General features: G+C 66.7%; 24 protein-coding genes and 3 tRNA genes. 15 read left to right on the top strand and 12 right to left on the bottom strand.

Annotated features, from left to right (window positions below; genetic code table 11):
- Positions 1-58: 58 nt before the first annotated feature.
- The 3 genes from G6N25_RS06140 to G6N25_RS06130 are packed head-to-tail and all read left to right on the top strand — an operon-like array spanning position 59 to position 2,299.
- The gene (locus tag G6N25_RS06140; protein WP_083074031.1) at positions 59-808 is read left to right on the top strand and encodes a class I SAM-dependent methyltransferase; all 750 of its coding nucleotides are present in this window, start codon (positions 59-61) and stop codon (positions 806-808) included.
- Between the two features lie 21 nt (positions 809-829).
- The gene (gene cynS / locus G6N25_RS06135) at positions 830-1,285 is read left to right on the top strand and encodes a cyanase (RefSeq protein ID WP_083074004.1); all 456 of its coding nucleotides are present in this window, start codon (positions 830-832) and stop codon (positions 1,283-1,285) included.
- Positions 1,286-2,299, top strand: coding sequence for a patatin-like phospholipase family protein (locus G6N25_RS06130; RefSeq protein ID WP_083074003.1), 1,014 nt, complete (start codon positions 1,286-1,288; stop codon positions 2,297-2,299).
- Positions 2,300-2,419: 120 nt separating this feature from the next.
- Here G6N25_RS06130 and G6N25_RS06125 read toward each other — a convergent pair whose 3' ends face one another.
- The 3 genes from G6N25_RS06125 to G6N25_RS06115 form a co-directional block, all read right to left on the bottom strand.
- A complete protein-coding gene (locus G6N25_RS06125) occupies positions 2,420-3,115 on the bottom strand; it encodes a crotonase/enoyl-CoA hydratase family protein (RefSeq protein ID WP_083074002.1) in 696 nt (231 codons plus the stop codon).
- 17 nt (positions 3,116-3,132) lie between these two features.
- Complete coding sequence (locus G6N25_RS06120) at positions 3,133-3,966, bottom strand: hypothetical protein (RefSeq protein WP_083074001.1); 834 nt, start codon at positions 3,964-3,966, stop codon at positions 3,133-3,135.
- Positions 3,967-4,052: 86 nt separating this feature from the next.
- Positions 4,053-4,766 carry an MBL fold metallo-hydrolase gene (locus G6N25_RS06115; RefSeq protein WP_083074000.1) on the bottom strand — a complete coding sequence of 238 codons (714 nt, stop codon included), beginning with the start codon at positions 4,764-4,766 and terminating at the stop codon, positions 4,053-4,055.
- 81 nt (positions 4,767-4,847) lie between these two features.
- On the opposite strand from G6N25_RS06115, the gene G6N25_RS06110 reads away from it, so the two are divergent.
- The 12 genes from G6N25_RS06110 (at position 4,848) to rplA (ending at position 9,838) form a co-directional block, all read left to right on the top strand.
- Entirely contained in the window at positions 4,848-5,054 is a 207-nt protein-coding gene (locus G6N25_RS06110; protein WP_083073999.1) for a type II toxin-antitoxin system VapB family antitoxin, read from the top strand.
- 124 nt (positions 5,055-5,178) lie between these two features.
- Positions 5,179-5,251: transfer RNA gene (locus tag G6N25_RS06105), tRNA-Thr, on the top strand.
- 37 nt (positions 5,252-5,288) lie between these two features.
- Positions 5,289-5,362: transfer RNA gene (locus G6N25_RS06100), tRNA-Met, on the top strand.
- Positions 5,363-5,405: 43 nt separating this feature from the next.
- The gene (rpmG, locus tag G6N25_RS06095) at positions 5,406-5,573 is read left to right on the top strand and encodes a 50S ribosomal protein L33 (RefSeq protein WP_007167776.1); all 168 of its coding nucleotides are present in this window, start codon (positions 5,406-5,408) and stop codon (positions 5,571-5,573) included.
- 75 nt (positions 5,574-5,648) lie between these two features.
- Positions 5,649-6,101, top strand: coding sequence for a (3R)-hydroxyacyl-ACP dehydratase subunit HadA (gene hadA / locus G6N25_RS06090; RefSeq protein WP_276004267.1), 453 nt, complete (start codon positions 5,649-5,651; stop codon positions 6,099-6,101).
- Positions 6,088-6,516, top strand: a complete 429-nt coding sequence (gene hadB / locus G6N25_RS06085) for a (3R)-hydroxyacyl-ACP dehydratase subunit HadB (RefSeq protein WP_083073997.1) — start codon at positions 6,088-6,090, stop codon at positions 6,514-6,516. Before hadA ends, hadB begins: the two co-directional genes overlap by 14 nt.
- 14 nt (positions 6,517-6,530) lie before the next feature.
- A complete protein-coding gene (gene hadC, locus G6N25_RS06080; protein WP_083073996.1) occupies positions 6,531-7,031 on the top strand; it encodes a (3R)-hydroxyacyl-ACP dehydratase subunit HadC in 501 nt (166 codons plus the stop codon).
- A 155-nt stretch (positions 7,032-7,186) separates the two neighbouring features.
- Positions 7,187-7,259: transfer RNA gene (locus G6N25_RS06075), tRNA-Trp, on the top strand.
- Positions 7,260-7,359: 100 nt separating this feature from the next.
- Positions 7,360-7,875, top strand: a complete 516-nt coding sequence (secE, locus tag G6N25_RS06070; protein WP_083074030.1) for a preprotein translocase subunit SecE — start codon at positions 7,360-7,362, stop codon at positions 7,873-7,875.
- Between the two features lie 31 nt (positions 7,876-7,906).
- Complete coding sequence (gene nusG, locus G6N25_RS06065) at positions 7,907-8,596, top strand: transcription termination/antitermination protein NusG (RefSeq protein WP_083073995.1); 690 nt, start codon at positions 7,907-7,909, stop codon at positions 8,594-8,596.
- 37 nt (positions 8,597-8,633) lie between these two features.
- A complete protein-coding gene (rplK, locus tag G6N25_RS06060) occupies positions 8,634-9,062 on the top strand; it encodes a 50S ribosomal protein L11 (protein ID WP_083073994.1) in 429 nt (142 codons plus the stop codon).
- Positions 9,063-9,130: 68 nt separating this feature from the next.
- On the top strand, positions 9,131-9,838 hold the full coding sequence (rplA, locus tag G6N25_RS06055; RefSeq protein ID WP_083073993.1) for a 50S ribosomal protein L1: 708 nt from the start codon (positions 9,131-9,133) through the stop codon (positions 9,836-9,838).
- 82 nt (positions 9,839-9,920) lie between these two features.
- Here rplA and G6N25_RS06050 read toward each other — a convergent pair whose 3' ends face one another.
- From G6N25_RS06050 to G6N25_RS06010, 9 genes are all read right to left on the bottom strand, one after another.
- Positions 9,921-11,138 carry an RNA polymerase sigma factor gene (locus G6N25_RS06050; RefSeq protein WP_083073992.1) on the bottom strand — a complete coding sequence of 406 codons (1,218 nt, stop codon included), beginning with the start codon at positions 11,136-11,138 and terminating at the stop codon, positions 9,921-9,923.
- A 3-nt stretch (positions 11,139-11,141) separates the two neighbouring features.
- Positions 11,142-11,840 carry a YciI family protein gene (locus tag G6N25_RS06045; protein WP_083073991.1) on the bottom strand — a complete coding sequence of 233 codons (699 nt, stop codon included), beginning with the start codon at positions 11,838-11,840 and terminating at the stop codon, positions 11,142-11,144.
- Between the two features lie 93 nt (positions 11,841-11,933).
- Entirely contained in the window at positions 11,934-12,827 is an 894-nt protein-coding gene (gene mmaA4 / locus G6N25_RS06040) for a hydroxymycolate synthase MmaA4 (RefSeq protein WP_083074029.1), read from the bottom strand.
- An 81-nt stretch (positions 12,828-12,908) separates the two neighbouring features.
- Complete coding sequence (gene mmaA3, locus G6N25_RS06035; protein ID WP_083073990.1) at positions 12,909-13,790, bottom strand: methoxy mycolic acid synthase MmaA3; 882 nt, start codon at positions 13,788-13,790, stop codon at positions 12,909-12,911.
- 81 nt (positions 13,791-13,871) lie between these two features.
- Positions 13,872-14,753 (bottom strand): cyclopropane mycolic acid synthase MmaA2, encoded by an 882-nt coding sequence (mmaA2, locus tag G6N25_RS06030; RefSeq protein ID WP_083073989.1) that lies wholly within the window; start codon positions 14,751-14,753, stop codon positions 13,872-13,874.
- Positions 14,754-14,788: 35 nt separating this feature from the next.
- The gene (gene mmaA1 / locus G6N25_RS06025; protein ID WP_083073988.1) at positions 14,789-15,649 is read right to left on the bottom strand and encodes a mycolic acid methyltransferase MmaA1; all 861 of its coding nucleotides are present in this window, start codon (positions 15,647-15,649) and stop codon (positions 14,789-14,791) included.
- 71 nt (positions 15,650-15,720) lie between these two features.
- The gene (locus G6N25_RS06020) at positions 15,721-16,626 is read right to left on the bottom strand and encodes an alpha/beta fold hydrolase (RefSeq protein ID WP_083073987.1); all 906 of its coding nucleotides are present in this window, start codon (positions 16,624-16,626) and stop codon (positions 15,721-15,723) included.
- A gap of 9 nt (positions 16,627-16,635) precedes the next feature.
- Entirely contained in the window at positions 16,636-17,982 is a 1,347-nt protein-coding gene (locus G6N25_RS06015; protein WP_083073986.1) for an ABC1 kinase family protein, read from the bottom strand.
- 171 nt (positions 17,983-18,153) lie between these two features.
- Complete coding sequence (locus G6N25_RS06010) at positions 18,154-18,747, bottom strand: DinB family protein (RefSeq protein WP_083073985.1); 594 nt, start codon at positions 18,745-18,747, stop codon at positions 18,154-18,156.
- Positions 18,748-18,809 lie beyond the last annotated feature (62 nt).

Here is an 18,809-nt window from a genome sequence, read left to right as displayed (position 1 = left end):
ATAGAACGCCCCACCGACAGGCGGGGACGACGCCGTGTCGAGTCGTAAGCTCGTGATCGTGCACGATCATCGGGGCGACTACGGAATCGACGGGTCATTCCACACCATCTCGGCGCGCGGCCAGGCGATCGGCATCGGCGCCCAGGCCGCCGCCCTGGCGGTGTGGGCGGGCATCAGCTGGGCACGCGGCAAGCGGGTGACGGCGGCGCTCGCGGGCACGTCGGCCGGGATGATGATCGCGACGACCGTCTGGTACGCCTACGCAACGCGCTCCGGCAAGTTCGTGGTGTGGGACCGCATCCTCGACGACCTTCGGCTGCAGGGCGACGAGACCGTGCTCGACCTCGGATGCGGGCGCGGCGCGGTGCTGCTCGCCGCGGCCAAGCGGTTGCCGCGGGGCCGGGCGATAGGCGTCGATCTGTGGCACGCCGACCAGACCGACAACTCGGAGCAGGCGACGTTGGCCAACGCGGCGTTGGAGAACGTCGCCGACCGCGTCGAGGTGCACACCGCCGACATGACCGCTCTGCCGTTGCCCGACGCGAGCGTCGACGTCATCGTCAGCAGCCTGGCCATCCACAACATCCCGACCAGCGAGGGCCGGCGACAGGCGCTGGACGAGGCCGTCCGCGTGCTGCGGCCGGGTGGTCGCCTCGCCATCGCGGACCTGTGGGAGACCCGTCAGCACGCCGAACATCTGCGCGACCTGGGCTGGCGAAACGTGAAGCGCCGCAACCTCGGATGGCGCATGTGGTACGGCGGCCCCTGGTTCTCCACGCGCCTGGTCACCGCGACGAAGCCGGCGTGACCGGGCGGGCATGCTGGGACGATGAACAGAAACGAACTCACCGAGCGGATCGTCGTCGCGCGGCTGGCGAAGGGACTGAGCTGGCAGGAGCTGGCCGACGCCATCGACAGGCCGGTGGTGTGGACCACGTCGGCGCTGCTCGGCCAGCAGCCGATTCCCGCCGAGCTCGGCAAGGTGCTCGCCGCGATGCTCGGCCTCGACGAGTCGGCGGTGCCCGTGCTGGCGGCGCCGCCCATGCGCGGCGGCCTGCCCACCGCCGTGCCGACCGACCCGACCGTCTACCGTTTTTACGAGGCCCTTCAGGTGTACGGCGGCGCCATCAAGGAGCTGATCCACGAGCAGTTCGGCGACGGCATCATGAGCGCCATCAACTTCAGCGTCGACCTGCAGAAAAAGCCGCACCCCTCCGGCGACCGGGTCGTGGTGACCTTCGACGGGAAATTCCTTCCCTACCAATGGGTTTCGGCGGAGAACTAGATGGCGGTCAAGGCGGAACAGCCGAAATCCGTGGATCTCGTGCTCTCCGGCGGTGGCGTCAAGTTCATCGGCCTGGTGGGCGCCATCGTCGCGCTGATGGATGCCGGATATTCGATCAAGAGAGTGTCGGGCGTGTCGGCCGGCTCGGTGGTCGCGGCGATCTTGGCGGCCGGGTCCAAAGAGGGCCAGCTGACCGGCGCGGAGGTCAAGGAACTCGCCTTCTCGGTGCCGCTGCGCAAGTGGCGCGACGCGGGACCCGTCCCCTACCTCGGTGCCGCGTGGGGACTGGTGCGGGAAACGAGCATGTATCGGGGTGACGTCGCCCACGACTGGATTCGGGGCGAGCTGAAGAACCTGGGCGTCACCACCTTCGGTGACCTGCTTCTCGACGACGCCTACCTGATCGGGGGACGGCACTACAAGCTGGTGACCACCGTCGCCGACTTGACCGCGGCCCAGCTGGTGAGACTGCCGTGGGACTACCGGCGGCTCTACGGGCTGGACCCCGATGAGCAGCCGGTCGCCGAGGCGGTCCGCGCTTCGATGGCGATCCCGTTCTTCTACCGCCCGGTCAAGCTGACCGGCGTCAGCGGGGCGACATCCACCCTCGTCGACGGCGGCGTGCTGTCGAATTTTCCGATCGACACCTTCGACCGGCCCGACGGCAAATCACCACGCTGGCCGACGTTCGGGATCACGGTCCTACCGAGGCCGACCGAGGGCATCGGTGCGGTGATGCCCGCGCTGAAACCCCTGCGCTTCTTTGAACAGACGGCATTGTTGGAAAGCCTGCTCACCACCATGCTGGCGGGGCACGACCAGACCCACCTCAACCACCCATGGGTCTCAACCCGTGCGATCGTCGTCGAATCGACCAACGTGGGCGTGCTCGACTTCGATGCCCCGGCGGCGCGCCTGGAGGAGCTCTACGACAAGGGGTATGAGGCGACGCAGGAGTTCCTGTCGACGTGGGACTGGCCGGCCTATCTCAAGCGCTTCCGCTGGGCCGGTTGACGGCGATCGGGTCGCCCACCAGGGTGAAGTGACGGCCCGGCGTTGGCGTGCCACACTTCGAAATTGGAGGAGGCGACACGAGGGTGAGGCGGTTGCCCGGGCAACCGCATCGCCTTCTCCCTACAGCCCGAACTCGGCTTCCATCCCGTCGATGCCGGCGCGGATGGCCTTCAGCGCGTCGGCGCGGGCGCGCAGCTTGGTCGCGGCGTGGGCGTGCTGGTGCAGGCCGGCGAATTCGCGCGCGGCCTCCTCGGCGCGGTTCACCACCATCTCGGGCAACACGATCTCGTCGACGAAGCCCGCGGCGAGGGCGGTTTCACCGAAGAACGTCTTGGCCAGCCCGACGGCCTGCTGGTAGGCCGACCGCGTCAGCCGCAGCTTCATGATCTCCAGGGCCGCGTACGGGATGGTCATCCCGATCGCAACCTCGTTGGCCTGGATGTTGTAGGCGTGCGCGGCCACCCGGTGGTCGCCGGACGACAACAGGAAGGCGCCCATCGCGATGGCATGCCCGGTGCACGCCATCACCACCGGCTTGGGATAGGTCAAGAGCCGATACGCCAGCTCGAAGCCGCCCCTGAGCATGTCGATCGCGGGCTGCACCTCGCCGGAGGTCAGGATCTTCAGGTCGAACCCGCCGCTGAACACCCGCTCGTTCCCGGTGATCACCAGCGCGCCGACGTTGTCGCCGTCGGCCCGGTCGATCGCCTCGTTGAGGGTCTGTTGCATCGTCGGGCCCAGCGCATTGACTTTGCCGTCGTCCATCCGGATGACCGCGATGGAATCCTTGTGGCTGTAGAGGACCGGGCCGCTCATAGGTTGCTCCTTGCCCATCAGGCCTGCTGGCCGCGATGTTTGCCCAGATCGGTTTGGGCGTTACCCCACCGCACGCTGACGTCGGTGGGCTGGTCGAGCACCCGGGTGCGCCACCTGTCCTGGGTCTCCTGCACGGCGCCGTTGATGCGTTCGATCTCGCTGCGGAACACGTCGGGACGCGTTTCCTTGCTCGCGTAGTGAAAGTAGGTCAGCACGCCGCGCAGCAGCTCCAGCTTTTGCTTTTCCCGCTTCGCCAGGTCGTGGGTCGTCATCAACTCGATGCGCTGAACCGGCGGCAGGGCATCCCAGTCCAGCACCACATCGGTCCGCAGCGCCGGGCGATCGCGCCGCCAGAACCGCCAACCGCGCGGCTTGTCGGGGCGGTCGTGGTAGACCACGGTCCCGGTGAAGCGGGACTCGATGCCGCCTCCGATTTCGGCGCGGTCGAGCGCCGAATCCCACACCATGCGCCATTCCTGGCCCGGCGCCAGCACCGGCAACTCGCGGGGCAGCCGCAGTTCGACGACGTCGGCGTAGCCGTCGGCGGCGCTTTCGTATTCGGCGACCGTCGGCGGGTTCGGAAAGGAGAACCGTATGTCGTAGGCCGCGGTCCGCCCGAAATTCCTGACCACGAGTTCGATCACGTGCCAGTCGGCGGGGTGCGGTTCCATGAACATCGCGACGTGCGGCCTGACCTGCTCGGCGGCCAACCGGCGGTTCAGTTTGACCTGCCGGTTTGCGAAGAGCAGCGCGACGACCCCCAGCAAAATCGCGGCCCACGCCGCCCACGATAACCAGGTGCTGGACCCAACATTGGTGACCCCGTGCCAGCCGCCCTGGATCCACCCCATTGAATCCACCCTTCCGCTTATATCACAGTGGTCTTCGGCCGAGAATTTCGCTGGGCGCACAATCGGTGATCACAAAATGGCGTGGCTCAGCCGCCCATCAACATTCGCCACTGATCAAGATCGGCGGCGCGATACACGTAGTTGGAACGCCTGACCTCCGACAGCGACGCGCTCGGCTCGGCCGAATACCAGTGCCCCGGAAACACTGTCGGGTCACCGGGAAGCGCGGCGAGCCGCCGCAGGCTGCGGTACATCTCGTCGGAGTCGCCGCCCGGGAAGTCGGTGCGCCCGCAGCCGTCCAGGAACAGGGTGTCCCCGGCGACCAGGCGGCCCTCCAGCAGGAAGCACTGGCTGCCGGGCGTGTGACCCGGAGTGTGCAGCAGTTCGATTTCGATGTCCCCGACGCTGACCTTGTCGTGGCCCTCATGGGTGGTCAGGTCGCCGAGGCCGACCCCGGTGACCCGCGAAACCCAAAGGGCCTCATGGGTATTCACGTGCACGGGCACGGGTGCCCGCTCCAGAAGCTCGGCCAGGCCGTTCAGCTCAAACCCCATCATCGAACCGCCCACGTGGTCGGGATGGTGATGGGTCACCAGCACCCCGGACAGGCGCATGTCGTCGGCCTCGAGCGTGTCGAGCAGATCGCCGGCGGCGTACGCCGGGTCGACCACGACGCAGTCGCCGGTCTGACGATCGCCGATCAGGTAGGCAAAGTTGCGCATTTGCGTCGCGAACATGTCGCCGGCGGCAAAATCGCGACCGGAGAGCAGTTGACGGAAGTACAGCCGGTCCTGTGACACCCGACCAGACTATGGCCTGTCGCGGGCCTGTCGCGAAAACTGGCCGCCGCGCATCGGTTCGGCAGTGGGTATTGTTGGCACATGAAGAAGAGGGTCGAGATCGAAATCGACGACGACCTGGTCCAAGAGGCGATACATCGGTTCCATCTGGCCGACACCCGCGAGGCCGTCCATCTCGCGTTGCGGGCCCTGCTCGGCGAGGCCGGCTCCGAGGATCAGACCGACGGCGAGTACGACGAGTTCAGCGACCTCAGCGCGTGGCAACCCCGCGGCAGCGACAGCGGATGAGCGCCCCCGCCCGTCGCAAACTTTTTCACTTGCCGCCCCGGGCCGCGTCGCTGGTTTGGTGACGCTGCGCGCCAGGCTGTACCCTCTTTTAGGCCCCGCGGCGCGACTGTCGCTTGGGTGAACGGCCCCCTTAGCTCAGTCGGTAGAGCGTTTCCATGGTAAGGAAAAGGTCAACGGTTCGATTCCGTTAGGGGGCTCGGCGGACGCCCCCGAACCCAACACGGGGTGGCCCGAGGCGATGTAGCTCAGTCGGTTAGAGCGAACGACTCATAATCGTTAGGTCGCCGGTTCGAGTCCGGCCATCGCTACAACACAACAAGGCACACCCGAGAGATGTGAGAGAGAACCGTCATGGCTTCCAGTACCGACGTGCGGCCGAAGATCACCTTGGCATGCGAGGTGTGCAAGCACCGTAACTACATCACCAAGAAGAACCGCCGCAACGATCCCGACCGGATGGAGCTGAAGAAGTTCTGCCCGAATTGTGGCAAGCACCAGGCGCACCGCGAGACACGCTAGGTCAACCCGCCAAGGCTTATTCAGGTTGACTAGGTAGGTTCTAGACCCGTGCCGCTGACCACAAACCTCGTCGGGATGCATTACCGGTATCCCGACTACTACGAGGTGGAGCGGGAGAAGATCCGCGAGTACGCCGTTGCCGTGCAAAACGACGACACCCCGTTCTTCGAGGAGGACGCGGCCGCCGAACTCGGCTATAAGGGTCTGCTGGCCCCGCTGACGTTCATCTGCGTGTTCGGCTACCAGGCCCAGTCGGCGTTTTTCAAATACGCCAACATCGCGGTTGAGGACGCGCAGATCGTCCAGGTCGACCAGGTGCTGAATTTCTCGAAGCCGATCGTGGCGGGCGACAGGCTCTACTGCGACGTGTACGTGGATTCGGTGCGTCAGGCGCACGGCACCCAGATCATCGTGACCAAGAACATCATCACCGATGAAGCCGGTGACATCGTGCAGGAGACCTACACGACCCTGGCGGGCCGTGTCGGCGAAGATGGAGAAGAGGGATTTTCTGATGCCACTGCGTGAGTTCAGTTCGGTCAAAGTGGGCGACCAGCTTCCCGAGAAGACCTACCCGCTGACCCGCCAGGATCTGGTGAACTACGCGGGGGTCTCCGGTGACTTGAACCCGATCCACTGGGACGACGAGATCGCCAAGGTCGTCGGGCTCGACACCGCGATCGCCCACGGGATGCTGACCATGGGCATCGGCGGCGGCTACGTCACCGCGTGGGTCGGCGATCCCGGTGCGGTCACCGAGTACAACGTGCGGTTCACCGCCGTGGTGCCGGTGCCCAACGACGGGAAGGGCGCCGAGCTCGTCTTCAGCGGCCGGGTGAAGTCGGTCGATCCGGAGAGCAAGTCGGTGACCATCGCGCTGACGGCCACCACCGGGGGCAAGAAGATCTTCGGGCGGGCCATCGCGTCGGCGAAGCTGGCGTAGACGGGCGTAGGTTTATGGCTCTCAAGACCGACATCCGCGGGATGGTCTGGCGGTACCCGGACTACTTCGTCGTGGGCCGCGAACAGCTCCGTCAGTTTGCGCAAGCCATCAAGTACGAGGATCCGGCCTGTTACGACGAGGACGCGGCCGCCGGACTCGGCTATGGCAGCATCGTCGCGCCGATGACGTTCGTGTCGATACTGGCGAAACTTGTCCAGTCCGACTTCTTCCGGAACGTCGACGTCGGCATGGAAACCATGCAAATCGTCCAGGTCGACCAGCGGTTCGTCTTCTACAAGCCGATCTTGGCCGGCGACAAGCTGTGGGCCAGGATGGACATCTACTCGGTGGACGAGCGTTTCGGCGCCGACATCGTCGTCACCAAGAACATCTGCACCAACGACGACGGCGAGGTGGTGATCGAGTCCTACACCACCCTGATGGGCCACCAGGGTGACGAGTCCATCCAGCTCAGATGGGACAAGGAATCCGGACAGGTCGTCAGAACCTCGTAGCGAGCATCTGATTTCCTGCGCTGGAGTGGAATCGAGTACACTCGGACCTCGGGGTTTTCCCAGCATCAGCGCGCTTTCCGGGATTCGAACAATCGGGGGGCGCGCGTGTCATGTAAGCCCCGGCAGGTAAGCGCAGGTTGGCCTGCCAACCGCGAAGGGGCGTAGCTCAACTGGCAGAGCAGCGGTCTCCAAAACCGCAGGTTGCAGGTTCAAGTCCTGTCGCCCCTGCTGAAGACGACCATGGGTATGGTGCCGTGGTGGACACTGGAAGAGTGCCCCCATCGCGGTGGCACGGCCCGTGGGGCACCAGCAAACAAAGGAGCATGCGGTGAGCGACGAGGGCCCCGATATCGGTGCAGCCAACGACGCCGCACGCGACGGCGGCGACACCGAGGAGAGCCGCGGGAGCGGCGGTCGGACGGCCGTGGTGACAGAGCCCGTGCTGCGGCCGCAGCGGCCCACCGGCAAGAGGTCGCGGCAGCGCGTGGCCGACGCCGACGACTCGACCTCGGCTGTCGACGTGGAGTCACCGGACGAGGCCGAGGCCGCCGAGGAGGGCAAGGCCAAGAAGGGCCGGGCGGCCAAGAAGGGGCGCAAGCGGGGTAAGACCGCTAAGGCGGCCAAGAAGCCGAAGAAAGCCGGGGACCGTCCGCCCAATCCGGTCGTGTTCGTCTACAACTACCTCAAGCAGGTCGTTGCGGAGATGCGGAAGGTGATCTGGCCGAACCGCAAGCAGATGCTCACCTACACCTCGGTGGTGCTGGCCTTTCTGGCCTTCATGGTGGCGCTGGTCGGCGGGGCGGATTTCGGCCTGGCCAAGCTGGTGCTGCTGGTGTTCGGCTGAGCTTTGAGAGTGACAGGGAGGACTGATAGCCGTGACTACCTTCGACGGTGACACGTCCGCGGGCGAAGCGGTCGACGTAGCGGAGCCGGCCGAGGAGGTCGACCCGGCCGCGGCGCTGAAGGCGGAGCTGCGCAGCAAGCCCGGCGACTGGTACGTCATCCACTCGTACGCCGGATACGAGAACAAGGTGAAGGCGAACCTGGAAACCCGCGTGCAGAACCTGGACGTGGGCGACTACATCTTCCAGGTGGAGGTGCCCACCGAAGAGGTCACCGAGATCAAGAACGGCCAGCGCAAGCAGGTCAACCGCAAGGTGCTGCCCGGCTACATCCTGGTGCGCATGGACCTGACCGACGACTCGTGGGCCGCGGTGCGCAACACCCCCGGGGTCACCGGGTTCGTCGGCGCGACGTCGCGCCCGTCGGCGCTGGCGCTCGACGACGTGGTGAAGTTCCTGCTGCCGCGCGGGGCGACGAAGAAGGCCGCCAAGGGCGCGGCCAGCGCCGCCACCGCCACCGAGGCGGGCGGGCTGGAACGTCCGACCGTCGAGGTCGACTACGAGGTGGGTGAATCGGTGACGGTGATGGACGGGCCGTTCGCCACGTTGCCGGCCACCATCAGCGAGGTCAACGGCGAGCAGCAGAAGCTCAAGGTGCTGGTGTCGATCTTCGGCCGGGAAACCCCCGTCGAACTCACCTTTAGCCAAGTCTCCAAGATCTAACCCCCTTTAACCCCGAGAGAAGGAACATCAACATCTCATGGCCCCGAAGAAGAAAGTCGTCGGGCTGATCAAGCTGCAGATCGTGGCGGGACAGGCCAACCCTGCTCCGCCGGTCGGACCCGCGCTCGGCCAGCACGGCGTCAACATCATGGAGTTCTGCAAGGCGTACAACGCCGCCACGGAAAACCAGCGCGGCAACGTCATCCCGGTGGAGATCACGGTCTACGAGGACCGCAGCTTCACCTTCGCGCTCAAGACCCCACCCGCCGCCAAGCTGCTGCTCAAGGCCGCCGGCGTGGGCAAGGGCTCCGCGGAGCCGCACAAGACCAAGGTCGCCAAGGTCAGCTGGGACCAGGTGCGCGAGATCGCCGAGACCAAGAAGGCCGACCTCAACGCCAACGACATCGACGCCGCCGCCAAGATCATCGCCGGCACCGCCCGGTCGATGGGCATCACCGTCGAGTAGCAACTCCAACCGTGGGAGGGCCAGCTTCGGCCCGCTAACCACGACCCAACACCGGATTGGATGAATCAATGAGCAAGAACAGCAAGGCATTTCGCGCCGCCGCCGAGAAGGTGGACCGCAACAACCTGTACAGCCCGCTGGAGGCGGCCAAGCTCGCCAAGGAGACGTCGTCGACCAAGCAGGACGCCACCGTCGAGGTGGCGATCCGGCTCGGCGTGGACCCGCGCAAAGCCGACCAGATGGTCCGCGGCACGGTCAACCTGCCGCACGGCACCGGCAAGACCGCCCGGGTCGCGGTGTTCGCCGTGGGCGACAAGGCGGATGCCGCCGTCGCCGCGGGGGCTGATGTTGTCGGCAGCGACGACCTGATCGAGAAGATCCAGGGCGGGTTCTTGGACTTCGACGCGGCGATCGCCACGCCCGACCAGATGGCCAAGGTCGGCCGCATCGCCCGCATCCTGGGCCCGCGCGGCCTGATGCCGAACCCCAAGACCGGCACCGTGACCCCCGACGTCGCCAAGGCCGTGTCGGACATCAAGGGCGGCAAGATCAACTTCCGCGTCGACAAGCAGGCCAACCTGCACTTCGTCATCGGCAAGGCGTCGTTCGACGAGAAGAACCTGGCGGAGAACTATGGCGCCGCCCTCGACGAGGTGCTGCGGCTCAAGCCGTCGTCGTCGAAGGGCCGGTACCTGAAGAAGATCACGGTGTCGACGACGACGGGCCCGGGCATTCCGGTCGACCCGTCGGTCACCCGCAACTTCGCCGAGGCCTGATTTTCCCCCGCGCGAGCAGACACAGACTCGCACCGCCAGGGCACCTGGCGTGCGATTCTGTGTCTGCTCGCGGGCAGGGCGGCTAGCCGCCGCACTCGGCGATGCGCCGCCGCAGAAAGTCGCGGCCCGGCTCGGAACCGTTGGACTCCAACGCCGTTCGATACCACGTGACCGCTTCGGCGGGCCGCCCCGCGCGCCGCAGCAGATCGGCGCGCACCGTCGCGACGAGATTCGAGCGGCCCAGCCGCGGATCGTTCGCCACCGTGTCCAGGGCGGCCAGGCCGGCGTCGGGGCCGTCGCGGAAACCGACCGCCAGCGCGCGGTTGGCGCGCACCACCGGCGAGTCCGTCATCCGCACCAGCAGGTCGTAGGCCGCGCAGATGGTCGGCCAGTCGGTCTGTTCCCAGGACGGCGCGGTCGCGTGCACCGCGGCGATCACCGCCTGCGGCAGGTAGGGGCCCGCCGATCCCCGCGCCCGCCGCAGCCGCTCCAGCCCACGAAAGATGCGGCCGCGGTCCCACCGGCGGCGGTCCTGTTCCTCCAGCGGCACCAGCGCCCCGTCGTCGTCCACCCGGGTCGCTCGCCGCGAATCGTGCAGCAGCACAAGGGCCGCCAGGGCGTGTGCCTCCGGTTCGCCCGGCATCAGCGCGCACAGCTCCCCGGCGAGCCGGACGCCTTCGTCGCACAGTTCGTCGCGAATCGCCGACGGGCCGGCCGTCGACCAATACCCCTCGGTGAACACCGAGTATATGCAGCCGAGCACGTGGGGTGTGCGCTCGGGCAACAGCTCGGCGGGCGGCACCCGCAGCGGGATGTTGGCGTGCCGAATCTTGTTCTTGGCGCGCGTGATCCGCTGGCCGATGGCCGCCTCGGTCTGCAGCAGCGCGCGGGCGATCTCGCCGACCGTCAGCCCGGACACCAGCCGCAGCGTGAGCGCCAGCTGTGACTGCCGGTCGAGCGCCGGGTGCGCGCAGGTGAACATCATCCGCAGCTCGTCGTCGAGGACCGGATGCGGGTCGGTGGCCTCGGTGCGCGCCCGGATGTCGTCCATGACGGCCGCTGATTCCTTTCCGGGACGGACAGATTCGCGGCGCAGCCGATCCCGCGCGCGGTTGCGGGCGACGGTCACCAGCCAGCCGCCGGGATGGTCGGGCACACCGTCGCCGGGCCAGGTGCGAAGCGCCTCGGCGCAGGCTTCCTGGACGGCGTCCTCGGCGACGGTGAGGTCGCCCGACCAGCGCGCCAGCGCGGCCACGGCCGGGCCCCATTCCCGCCGAAAGACGCCGTCCAGGTCGGCCATGCGCTACAGGCCGGAGACCCCCGCCAGCCGGCGCAGCTGCACGGACGAGGCGGGGATCATCGCGGCCAGCTTGACCGCCTCGTCACGATCGGTGGCGTCGAGCAAATAGAAGCCGGTGGCGATCTCGGCTCCCTCCACGTAGGGCCCGTCGGTCAACAGCGCCTGGCCGTCGCGGACGCGCACCGTGGTCGCCGTCGCCGACTCGCGCAACGCGGCGCCGCCGACGATGTGATCGCCTGCGGCCGCGGCGAATTCACCGTGCCGCGCCGCTTCCGCCTCCCACTCCGGCGTGCCGGGGACAAAGGCGGACGCCGGCGGCTCCTGCAGCAGCGCCAGCCAGTGGGCGCCGCGGCCCGACCACTCGGGATCGAACGCGTGGACGATCGGCCAGACCTCGATGCCGCCGTGCTGGGCGGCGGGGATGTCGCGGGCCAGCGCCAGCGCATCATCGAGGTTGTCCGCTTCGAACACGTAGTATCCGCAAGCCACCTCGGCGGCCTCGGCGAACGGGCCGTCGGTCACCACCGGCGCGTCGGGCCCCCCGGCGATGCGCACACCGGCCGCCGTCGGCAACAGCGCATCACCGCCCCGGATCGCTGGGGCCGCCTTGGCGTGGAAGTTCTGATAGGCGGCCATCCCCGCGGACCGCTCGTCGGGAGTGAGCTCCCGCTCTTCGCTGATCAACAGCGCCAAGTACTGCATATTCGTCACCTCCGGACAGGGAGCGAAGCCCTGTGCTCCACTCTCTACCTATCCGACGAACGCCGCAGCCCCAATCCGACACCCGCCACGAAATCAGGCGGCGGCCGGCTTCAGGTAGGTCACCAGGCTGCAGTCGAGCATCTCGTCGGAGAAGTAGTGCTCGCAGCCGCGCAAGTACTTCATGTACCGGTCGTAGACCTCTTCGGAGGTGACCTCGATGGCCTTGTCCCTGTTGGACTCCAGGGTGTCGCCCCAGATGCGCAGCGTCTTGATGTAGTGCGGTCGCAGCGAAAGCGGTTCGGGGACAACGAAACCAGCCTTCCTGCCGTGGTCCACCATCATCTCGGTGGACGGCAGCCGTCCGCCCGGAAATATCTCGGTGACGATGAACTTGATGAAGCGAGCCGTCTCGAAGGTCAGCTTCTTGCCGCGGGCGGCCATGTCGAAGGGGTGATAGCTGACACTGCTCTGGACGGTCATCCGGCCGTCCTCGGGCATGACGTCGAAACATCGCTTGAAGAAGTCGTCGTAGTTCTCGTGCCCGAAGTGCTCGAAGGCCTCGATCGACACGATCCGGTCCACGGGCTCGGTGAAGTCCTCCCAGCCGTGCAGCCGCACGTCGCGCGAGCGGTCGGTGTCGAGTGCCTCCAGCACCTGCTCGCAGCGGGCGTGCTGGTTCTTGGACAGCGTCAGGCCGATGACGTTGACGTCGAACCGCTCGACCGCGCGCTTCATGGTGGTGCCCCAGCCGCAGCCGATGTCCAGCAGCGTCATGCCCGGCTTGAGGTCCAGCTTGTCCAGGTTGAGATCGATCTTGGCGTACTGGGCCCCTTCGAGGGTCAGATCGGGCGGCTCGAAGTACGCGCAGCTGTAGGTCCGGCTCGGGTCCTGGAACAGGGCGAAGAAATCGTCGGAGACGTCGTAGTGCGCCTGGATGTCCTCGAAGCGTGTCCGCGTCTTCGTCGGGCTCGTCGGTTGCTCAGCCATTGTCGTCTTGCTCTCCTGGATCACTGCCTAAAAACGCAGGTACGCGGCGTCGAGTTATCTGACGTGCAACGATACCCAAGCTCACTTCTCCAACGTGAACTGGTTGCAGTCGATATACCCCATCCGGAACGCCTTGGCGCAGCCGATCAGATACCTCATGTACCGCTCGTAGACCTCCTCGGACTGGATGGCGGTGGCCTCGGATTTGTGCGCCTCCAGGGCCTCGGCCCAAAAGTCGAGGGTCCTCGCGAAGTCCGACTGCAGCGACTGGATGCGGGCGATGTTGAACCCCACCTTCGTCGAGTGCTCCTCGACCTTCTCGATCATCGGCAGCCGGCCGCCGGGGAAGATCTCGGTCACGATGAACCTGATGAACTTGGCCATCTCCATGGTCAGCGGGATACCGCGCTCGATGATCTGCTTGACATGCAACCCGGTGATCGCGTGCAACAGCATCACGCCGTCGGTGGGCATGGCCTCGTAGGCGAACTTGAAGAAATCGTCGTAGCGGTGGAAGCCGAAGTGCTCCAACGCTTCGATGATGACGATGCGGTCCACCGGCTCGCTGAACTCCGCCCAGTCGCGCAGCAGCACCTTGCGCGAGCGGTTCGTGTCGATGTCGTCGAGCACCTGCTGGCAGTAGGCGTGCTGGTTCTTCGACAGGGTCAGCCCGACGACGTTGACGTCGTACTTCTCGATGGCCCGCTTCATCACCGAACCCCAGCCGCAGCCGACGTCGAGCAGGGTCATCCCGGGCCCCAGCCCCAGCTTGTCCAGCGTCAGGTCGATCTTGGCGACCTGCGCCTCGTGCAGGGTCATGCCCCGGCGCGGAAAGTAGGCGCAGCTGTAGGTGCGCGTCGGGTCGACGAACAGCGCGAAGAATTCGTTCGACAGGTCGTAGTGTGCCTGGACGTTGTCGGAATTGGACCGCGCACGCATCGCGCCCACTCGATTGTCAAACATATGTCCCTCCCGACTGGACCGGCGCCTTCCCCACGCGGCCGTCCCCGGCACCCTACACGGGGCGGGGTGGATCGCTTGTATTTAAGCTGGCATGCCCCCGGCTTTCTCCAGGGTGAACTGGTTGACGTCGATGTAGCCGGTTCGGAAGGCGTTGGCGCAACCGGTCAGGTACCTCATGTACCGCTCGTAGACCTCCTCGGACTGGATGGCGATGGCCTCGGTTTTGTGCGCTTCCAGGGCCTCGGCCCACAGGTCGAGCGTGCGGGCGTAGTGCGGCTGCAGCGACTGCCGGCGGGTCAGCGTGAAGCCCCCGTCCGCCGAGCGCTCCTCGACCATCTCGATCGACGGCAACCGCCCGCCCGGGAAGATTTCGGTGACGATGAATTTAATGAAGCGGGCCATCTCGAACGTCAGCGGGATGCCCCGCTCGACGCACTGCGGTCCCGTCAGGCCGGTGATCGTGTGCAGCAGCATCACCCCCGCGTCGGGCAGGACGCCATGGGCCATCGCCAAGAAGTCGGCGTAGCGATCGTGGCCGAAGTGCTCGAACGCGCCGATCGACACGATGCGGTCGACGGGCTCGTCGAACTGTTCCCAGCCGGCCAGCAGCACCCGCCTGCCGCAGGGGCTGTCCATGTCGTCGAACGACTTCTGCACGTGGACGGCCTGGTTCTTCGACAGCGTCAGGCCGACGACGTTGACCCGGTACTTGTCGATGGCGCGCCGCATGGTGGCGCCCCAGCCGCAGCCGACGTCGAGCAGCGTCATGCCGGGCCGCAGGCCCAATTTGCCCAGCGACAAGTCGATCTTGGCGAGCTGCGCCTCTTCCAGCGTCATGTCGTCGCGCTCGAAGTACGCGCAGCTGTAGGTCCGGGTGGGGTCCAGGAACAGGCGGAAGAAGTCGTCGGACAAGTCGTAGTGCGCCTGTACGTCGTCGAAGTGCGGCGTCAGATCCTTGGCCATGACGTTATGCGCCTTTCTGGGCCGCGCCGGTCACCTCACTTTGCGAGGGTGAATTGCGCGACGTTGATGAGCCCCCTGCGGAAGCGCTCCGCGCACCCGGTCAGGTAGTGCGCGAAGTTGTCGTAGACCTCTTCGGACTGGATGGCGATGGCGCGATCCCGGTTGGCCGCCAAGTTGGCCGCCCAGGTGTCCAGGGTCTTCGCGTAATGCTGCTGCAGTTCCTGGGTCTGCTCGAGCGAGAACCCCGCGGCCCGCGCGTTATCGACGATGTCGGGCTCGGAAGGGACTTCCCCGCCGGGGAAAATCGATTCGCGCAGGAATTTGAGGAAGCGCAAATCGCTCATCGTCAGCGCGATGCCCTGCTCGTGCAGCCACCGGCGGTCGTAAGTGAACAAGCTGTGCAACAGCATTCGGCCGTCGTCGGGGAGGATGTCGTATGAGCGTTCGAAGAATGCGCCATACCGCTCCTTGTGGAAGGCGTCGAACGCCTCGAAGGACACGATCCGGTCAACCTTCTCGTCGAATTCTTCCCAGCCCTGCAGCCGCGCCTCGGCGCGCCGCGCCGTTCCGGTCGCGGCCAGCCTGGCCTTGCTGCGCTCACAGTGGTTGCGGGACAAGGTAAGTCCGATGACGTTGACGTCGTACTTCTCGACGGCGCGGACCAGAGCCCCGCCCCAGCCGCAGCCGACGTCGAGCAGCGTCATCCCGGGCTCGAGTTTCAGCTTGTCCAGCGCCAGGTCCAATTTGGCGAGTTGCGCCTCTTCCAGCGTCATGTCGTCGCGCTCGAAGTAGGCGCAGGTGTAGACCCAGGTGGGGTCGAGGAACAGCCCGAAAAAGTCGTCCGAAATGTCGTACGCCGCTTGCGAATCTTCGTAATAGGGTCTCAGCTCGGCCATTATTTGGCATCCTCCCAACGCCAACCGTACAACCTGCGGGCCGAGTGTTGTGGGCCGCCCGGCCCTTACTTTCAGCCGGACTCGGCGAAGTTGCTCGTCAGCACGCCAATCACCTGATCCCACAGCTGCTGAGGCAGATCATGTCCCATCCCGTCGAATAACACCAATCGAGCGCCCTTGATCGCGCGCGTGACCGCGCGCCCGCCGGAGGGCGGCATCAGCTTGTCGGCCCGGCCGTGTATCACCACGGTCGGTGCGACCGTCCGCCGGTTGTACGCAAGCAGGCTGCCGCTGGCCATGATCGCGCTGAAGTGGCGGGCCACGCCCCAGGGGTAATAGCTGCGTTCGTAACCCTCGACGGCCTCGGCGCGGACCTGCGCCTCGGGCGCGCGGTAGCGCGGGCTGCCGGTGATCTTGGTGACGCGCACGACGTTGTCGACGATCACGTCGCGGGGCGATCCCGGCGGCGGGCCCTTGAGGATCGCCAGCAGGGCGCGGGGCCGGGGCGGAGGCAGGAACCGTCGGTTGTTGCTGGAGAAGATGACCGCCAGGCTGGCGGTCCGCTCGGCGAACCGCGCCGCGAAGATCTGGGCGACCATGCCGCCCATCGACGCCCCGACGATGTGGGCGCGCGCGATGCCCAGGTGGTCGAGGACGGCGGCGGCGTCGTCGGCCAGGTCTTCCAGCGCGTACGGAGCCTCGTCGCGCAGCCCGAACCAGAACCGCAGCAACCGCGGGACGAGCGGCCGGCCGGACTTGGGCGGCTCCGTCTTGCTGGAGAGGCCGACGTCGCGGTTGTCGTATCGGATCACCCGCAGGCCGCGGCCGACCAGCTCCTCGCAGAACGCGCTGCGCCACAGCAGCATCTGGGCGCCCAGCCCCATGATCAGCAGGACGGGCGGGTCGTCGACGTCGCCCATGTCCTCGTAGTAGAGCTTCAGGTCGCCCGATATGGCGTTACCGGTGCGAATCTCCATCAGACTGCTCTAGACCTCAATGTCGGTCTGATGCTCGCGGCTGACCTCGACCATGAAGTTGGCGAAGTACCCCGTCAGCTGCGGGTCGGACATCATCTGCCACTTCGGCGCCAGCAGCTTCATGTACCGCTCGACGTAGAGGAACTGCTTGCCGATCAGCACCAGCTCGCGGGGCAGCTTGACGTCGTAGGCGTCGGCCAGCGCCGAGAGCTGCCGCCCGATGTCCGCATACGACATGTCACCCAGCGTCTGCATTGTCAGCGGGGTGGCGAACTTTTCCAGGTCCTTGGCGGCCTGAGCTTCCGGCCTCATGGTGCCGACGGCGCCCATCAGCACGACGATCTTGCCGGCCGCGGCGTGGTCCTTCTTCACCAGCAGCGCGTACACCAGCTCGCGCAGCAGCCAGCGGGTGCGGGGATCGATGCGGCCCATGATCCCGAAGTCGAAGAACACGATGCGACCCTGTTCGTCGACGTAGAGGTTGCCGGCGTGCAGGTCGCCGTGGAACAGCCCGTGCCGCAGGCCGCCCTCGAACACGCTGAACAGCAGCGCCTTGACCAGTTCGGTGCCGTCGAACCCGGCCTTGCGGATGGCGGCCACGTCGTCGATCCGGATGCCCTGCACCCGCTCCATCGTCAGCACCCGCTCGGTGGTGAAGTCCCAGTGCACCTGCGGCACCCGGATGTTGCGGCCCAGCGGGGAGGCGTGCAGGTGGGAAATCCAGGCGTCCATCGACTGCGCCTCGAGCCGGAAGTCCAGCTCCTCGGCCAGGTTGTCGGAGAAGTCGGCGACGACGTCCTGTGCCGACAGCCGGCGGCCCAGCTTGGCCAGCTCGACGGCCTGGGCGAAGCGCTTCAGGATCTGCAGGTCGGCGGCGACGCGGCGCCGGATGCCCGGGCGCTGGATCTTGACGACGACCTCCTCGCCGCTGTGCAGGGTCGCGTAGTGCACCTGGGCGATGGACGCCGACGCGAACGGCTCTTCCTCGAAGGTGGCGAACAGCTCCGAGGGCTGGCCGCCGAGCTCCTCGGCGAAGAGATTGTGTACTTCCTTGGTGTCGGCGGGCGGGACCCGGTCGAGCAGGCCGCGGAATTCGCGGGACAGCGACTCGCCGAACGCGCCGGGGCTGGACGCGATGATCTGCCCGAACTTGACGTACGTCGGTCCCAGGTCGGCGAAGGTCTGGGGGAGCTGCTTGATCACTTTCTGCTGCAAGGGCCCCCTGGCTGGCAGCTTGGTGACGACGCGGGCGGCGGTGCGCGTGACCTGCCAGCCGGTGGACGCTATCCGGATCGCTTCGACCGGCAGCGGCACCCGGTCAAGCCTGGCCACCTCGCGGTGTTTGGTGGAGCTCATCTGAGCAGTCTGCCAAATCGGCGCTGTCAAGTCCCAATTCCTGTGGGGCCACCGGGGCGCGACCAACTGGCGCCGAGCGTGTTCTCAGGGCGAGATTTCGGCCGATTTCTCGCCCTAAGAACACGCTCGGCGAGGCGCAACGGCGAAGTTCTCGCTCGCCTTACCAGCCCGCTACCCGGGGGACCAGGGCTTGACCCACCCGTCGATCGCCCAGCCCTCCAGCGCGGCGACCAGCTCGTACATGGTGGCGCCGTCGATGGTCTCCCGGATGATGTCGGCGTGCCCGGCGTGGCGGGCCAGCTCGTTGATCACGTGCAGGATCACCCACCGCACCGACCAGGCCCGCTGATCCCTGGGGAACCAGGGGATGTCCCGCGGAACCGGCACCTCGGCGTCGAGGTCGGCGGTTTCCACCAGCCGCAGCGATTCGGCGTTCTGGTCTTGCAATCCCCGCAGCAGCCCGGCGAGCGTCTCGTCGGGCCGCATCACGTGCTGGTCGCCGAACTCCCTGGCGATCTCCTCGAACGGCCGGGGGTCTTTCGGGGGCGCGTCCGGGGCGGCGGCGACGCGTGCCATCCAGCTGCGTTGCATCCCGGTGGCGTGCTTGACCAGCCCGCCGATCGACAGCGCGCTGGCTGACGGTGTCGACCGGGCCTGTTCGTCGGTGAGGCCATGGGAGACGGCGAAATAGGCGCTTTGGTGGAAGGCCAGGAACTCTCGCAGGGCGCTGCGTTCGTCGGCGACGGGCGGGGCGAGGGCGGGCATGGCTCATGGTACTTCTCACGAGTCACACTGGCCGCATCAGCATCGTCAAGCAGGGTGGGGTG

It is taken from the genome of Mycobacterium heidelbergense (genome assembly GCF_010730745.1).
GTDB classification, from domain to species: Bacteria; Actinomycetota; Actinomycetes; order Mycobacteriales; family Mycobacteriaceae; genus Mycobacterium; species Mycobacterium heidelbergense.
This window is presented reverse-complemented; position numbering and strand designations above follow the sequence as displayed.

Coding starts and splice junctions, on each gene's coding strand:
- mmaA3 (WP_083073990.1), bottom strand. CDS start 13,790: ATGTTTGACAATCGAGTGGGCGCGATGCGTGCGCGGTCCAATTCCGAC.
- mmaA2 (WP_083073989.1), bottom strand. CDS start 14,753: ATGGCCAAGGATCTGACGCCGCACTTCGACGACGTACAGGCGCACTAC.
- G6N25_RS06125 (WP_083074002.1), bottom strand. CDS start 3,115: ATGAGCGGCCCGGTCCTCTACAGCCACAAGGATTCCATCGCGGTCATC.
- rpmG (WP_007167776.1), top strand. CDS start 5,406: ATGGCTTCCAGTACCGACGTGCGGCCGAAGATCACCTTGGCATGCGAG.
- G6N25_RS06015 (WP_083073986.1), bottom strand. CDS start 17,982: ATGAGCTCCACCAAACACCGCGAGGTGGCCAGGCTTGACCGGGTGCCG.
- G6N25_RS06120 (WP_083074001.1), bottom strand. CDS start 3,966: ATGGGGTGGATCCAGGGCGGCTGGCACGGGGTCACCAATGTTGGGTCC.
- G6N25_RS06045 (WP_083073991.1), bottom strand. CDS start 11,840: ATGCAGTACTTGGCGCTGTTGATCAGCGAAGAGCGGGAGCTCACTCCC.
- rplA (WP_083073993.1), top strand. CDS start 9,131: ATGAGCAAGAACAGCAAGGCATTTCGCGCCGCCGCCGAGAAGGTGGAC.
- mmaA1 (WP_083073988.1), bottom strand. CDS start 15,649: ATGGCCGAGCTGAGACCCTATTACGAAGATTCGCAAGCGGCGTACGAC.
- mmaA4 (WP_083074029.1), bottom strand. CDS start 12,827: ATGGCTGAGCAACCGACGAGCCCGACGAAGACGCGGACACGCTTCGAG.
- hadA (WP_276004267.1), top strand. CDS start 5,649: ATGCATTACCGGTATCCCGACTACTACGAGGTGGAGCGGGAGAAGATC.
- G6N25_RS06110 (WP_083073999.1), top strand. CDS start 4,848: ATGAAGAAGAGGGTCGAGATCGAAATCGACGACGACCTGGTCCAAGAG.
- G6N25_RS06010 (WP_083073985.1), bottom strand. CDS start 18,747: ATGCCCGCCCTCGCCCCGCCCGTCGCCGACGAACGCAGCGCCCTGCGA.
- G6N25_RS06130 (WP_083074003.1), top strand. CDS start 1,286: ATGGCGGTCAAGGCGGAACAGCCGAAATCCGTGGATCTCGTGCTCTCC.
- hadB (WP_083073997.1), top strand. CDS start 6,088: ATGCCACTGCGTGAGTTCAGTTCGGTCAAAGTGGGCGACCAGCTTCCC.
- rplK (WP_083073994.1), top strand. CDS start 8,634: ATGGCCCCGAAGAAGAAAGTCGTCGGGCTGATCAAGCTGCAGATCGTG.
- G6N25_RS06020 (WP_083073987.1), bottom strand. CDS start 16,626: ATGGAGATTCGCACCGGTAACGCCATATCGGGCGACCTGAAGCTCTAC.
- cynS (WP_083074004.1), top strand. CDS start 830: ATGAACAGAAACGAACTCACCGAGCGGATCGTCGTCGCGCGGCTGGCG.
- hadC (WP_083073996.1), top strand. CDS start 6,531: ATGGCTCTCAAGACCGACATCCGCGGGATGGTCTGGCGGTACCCGGAC.
- G6N25_RS06050 (WP_083073992.1), bottom strand. CDS start 11,138: ATGGCCGACCTGGACGGCGTCTTTCGGCGGGAATGGGGCCCGGCCGTG.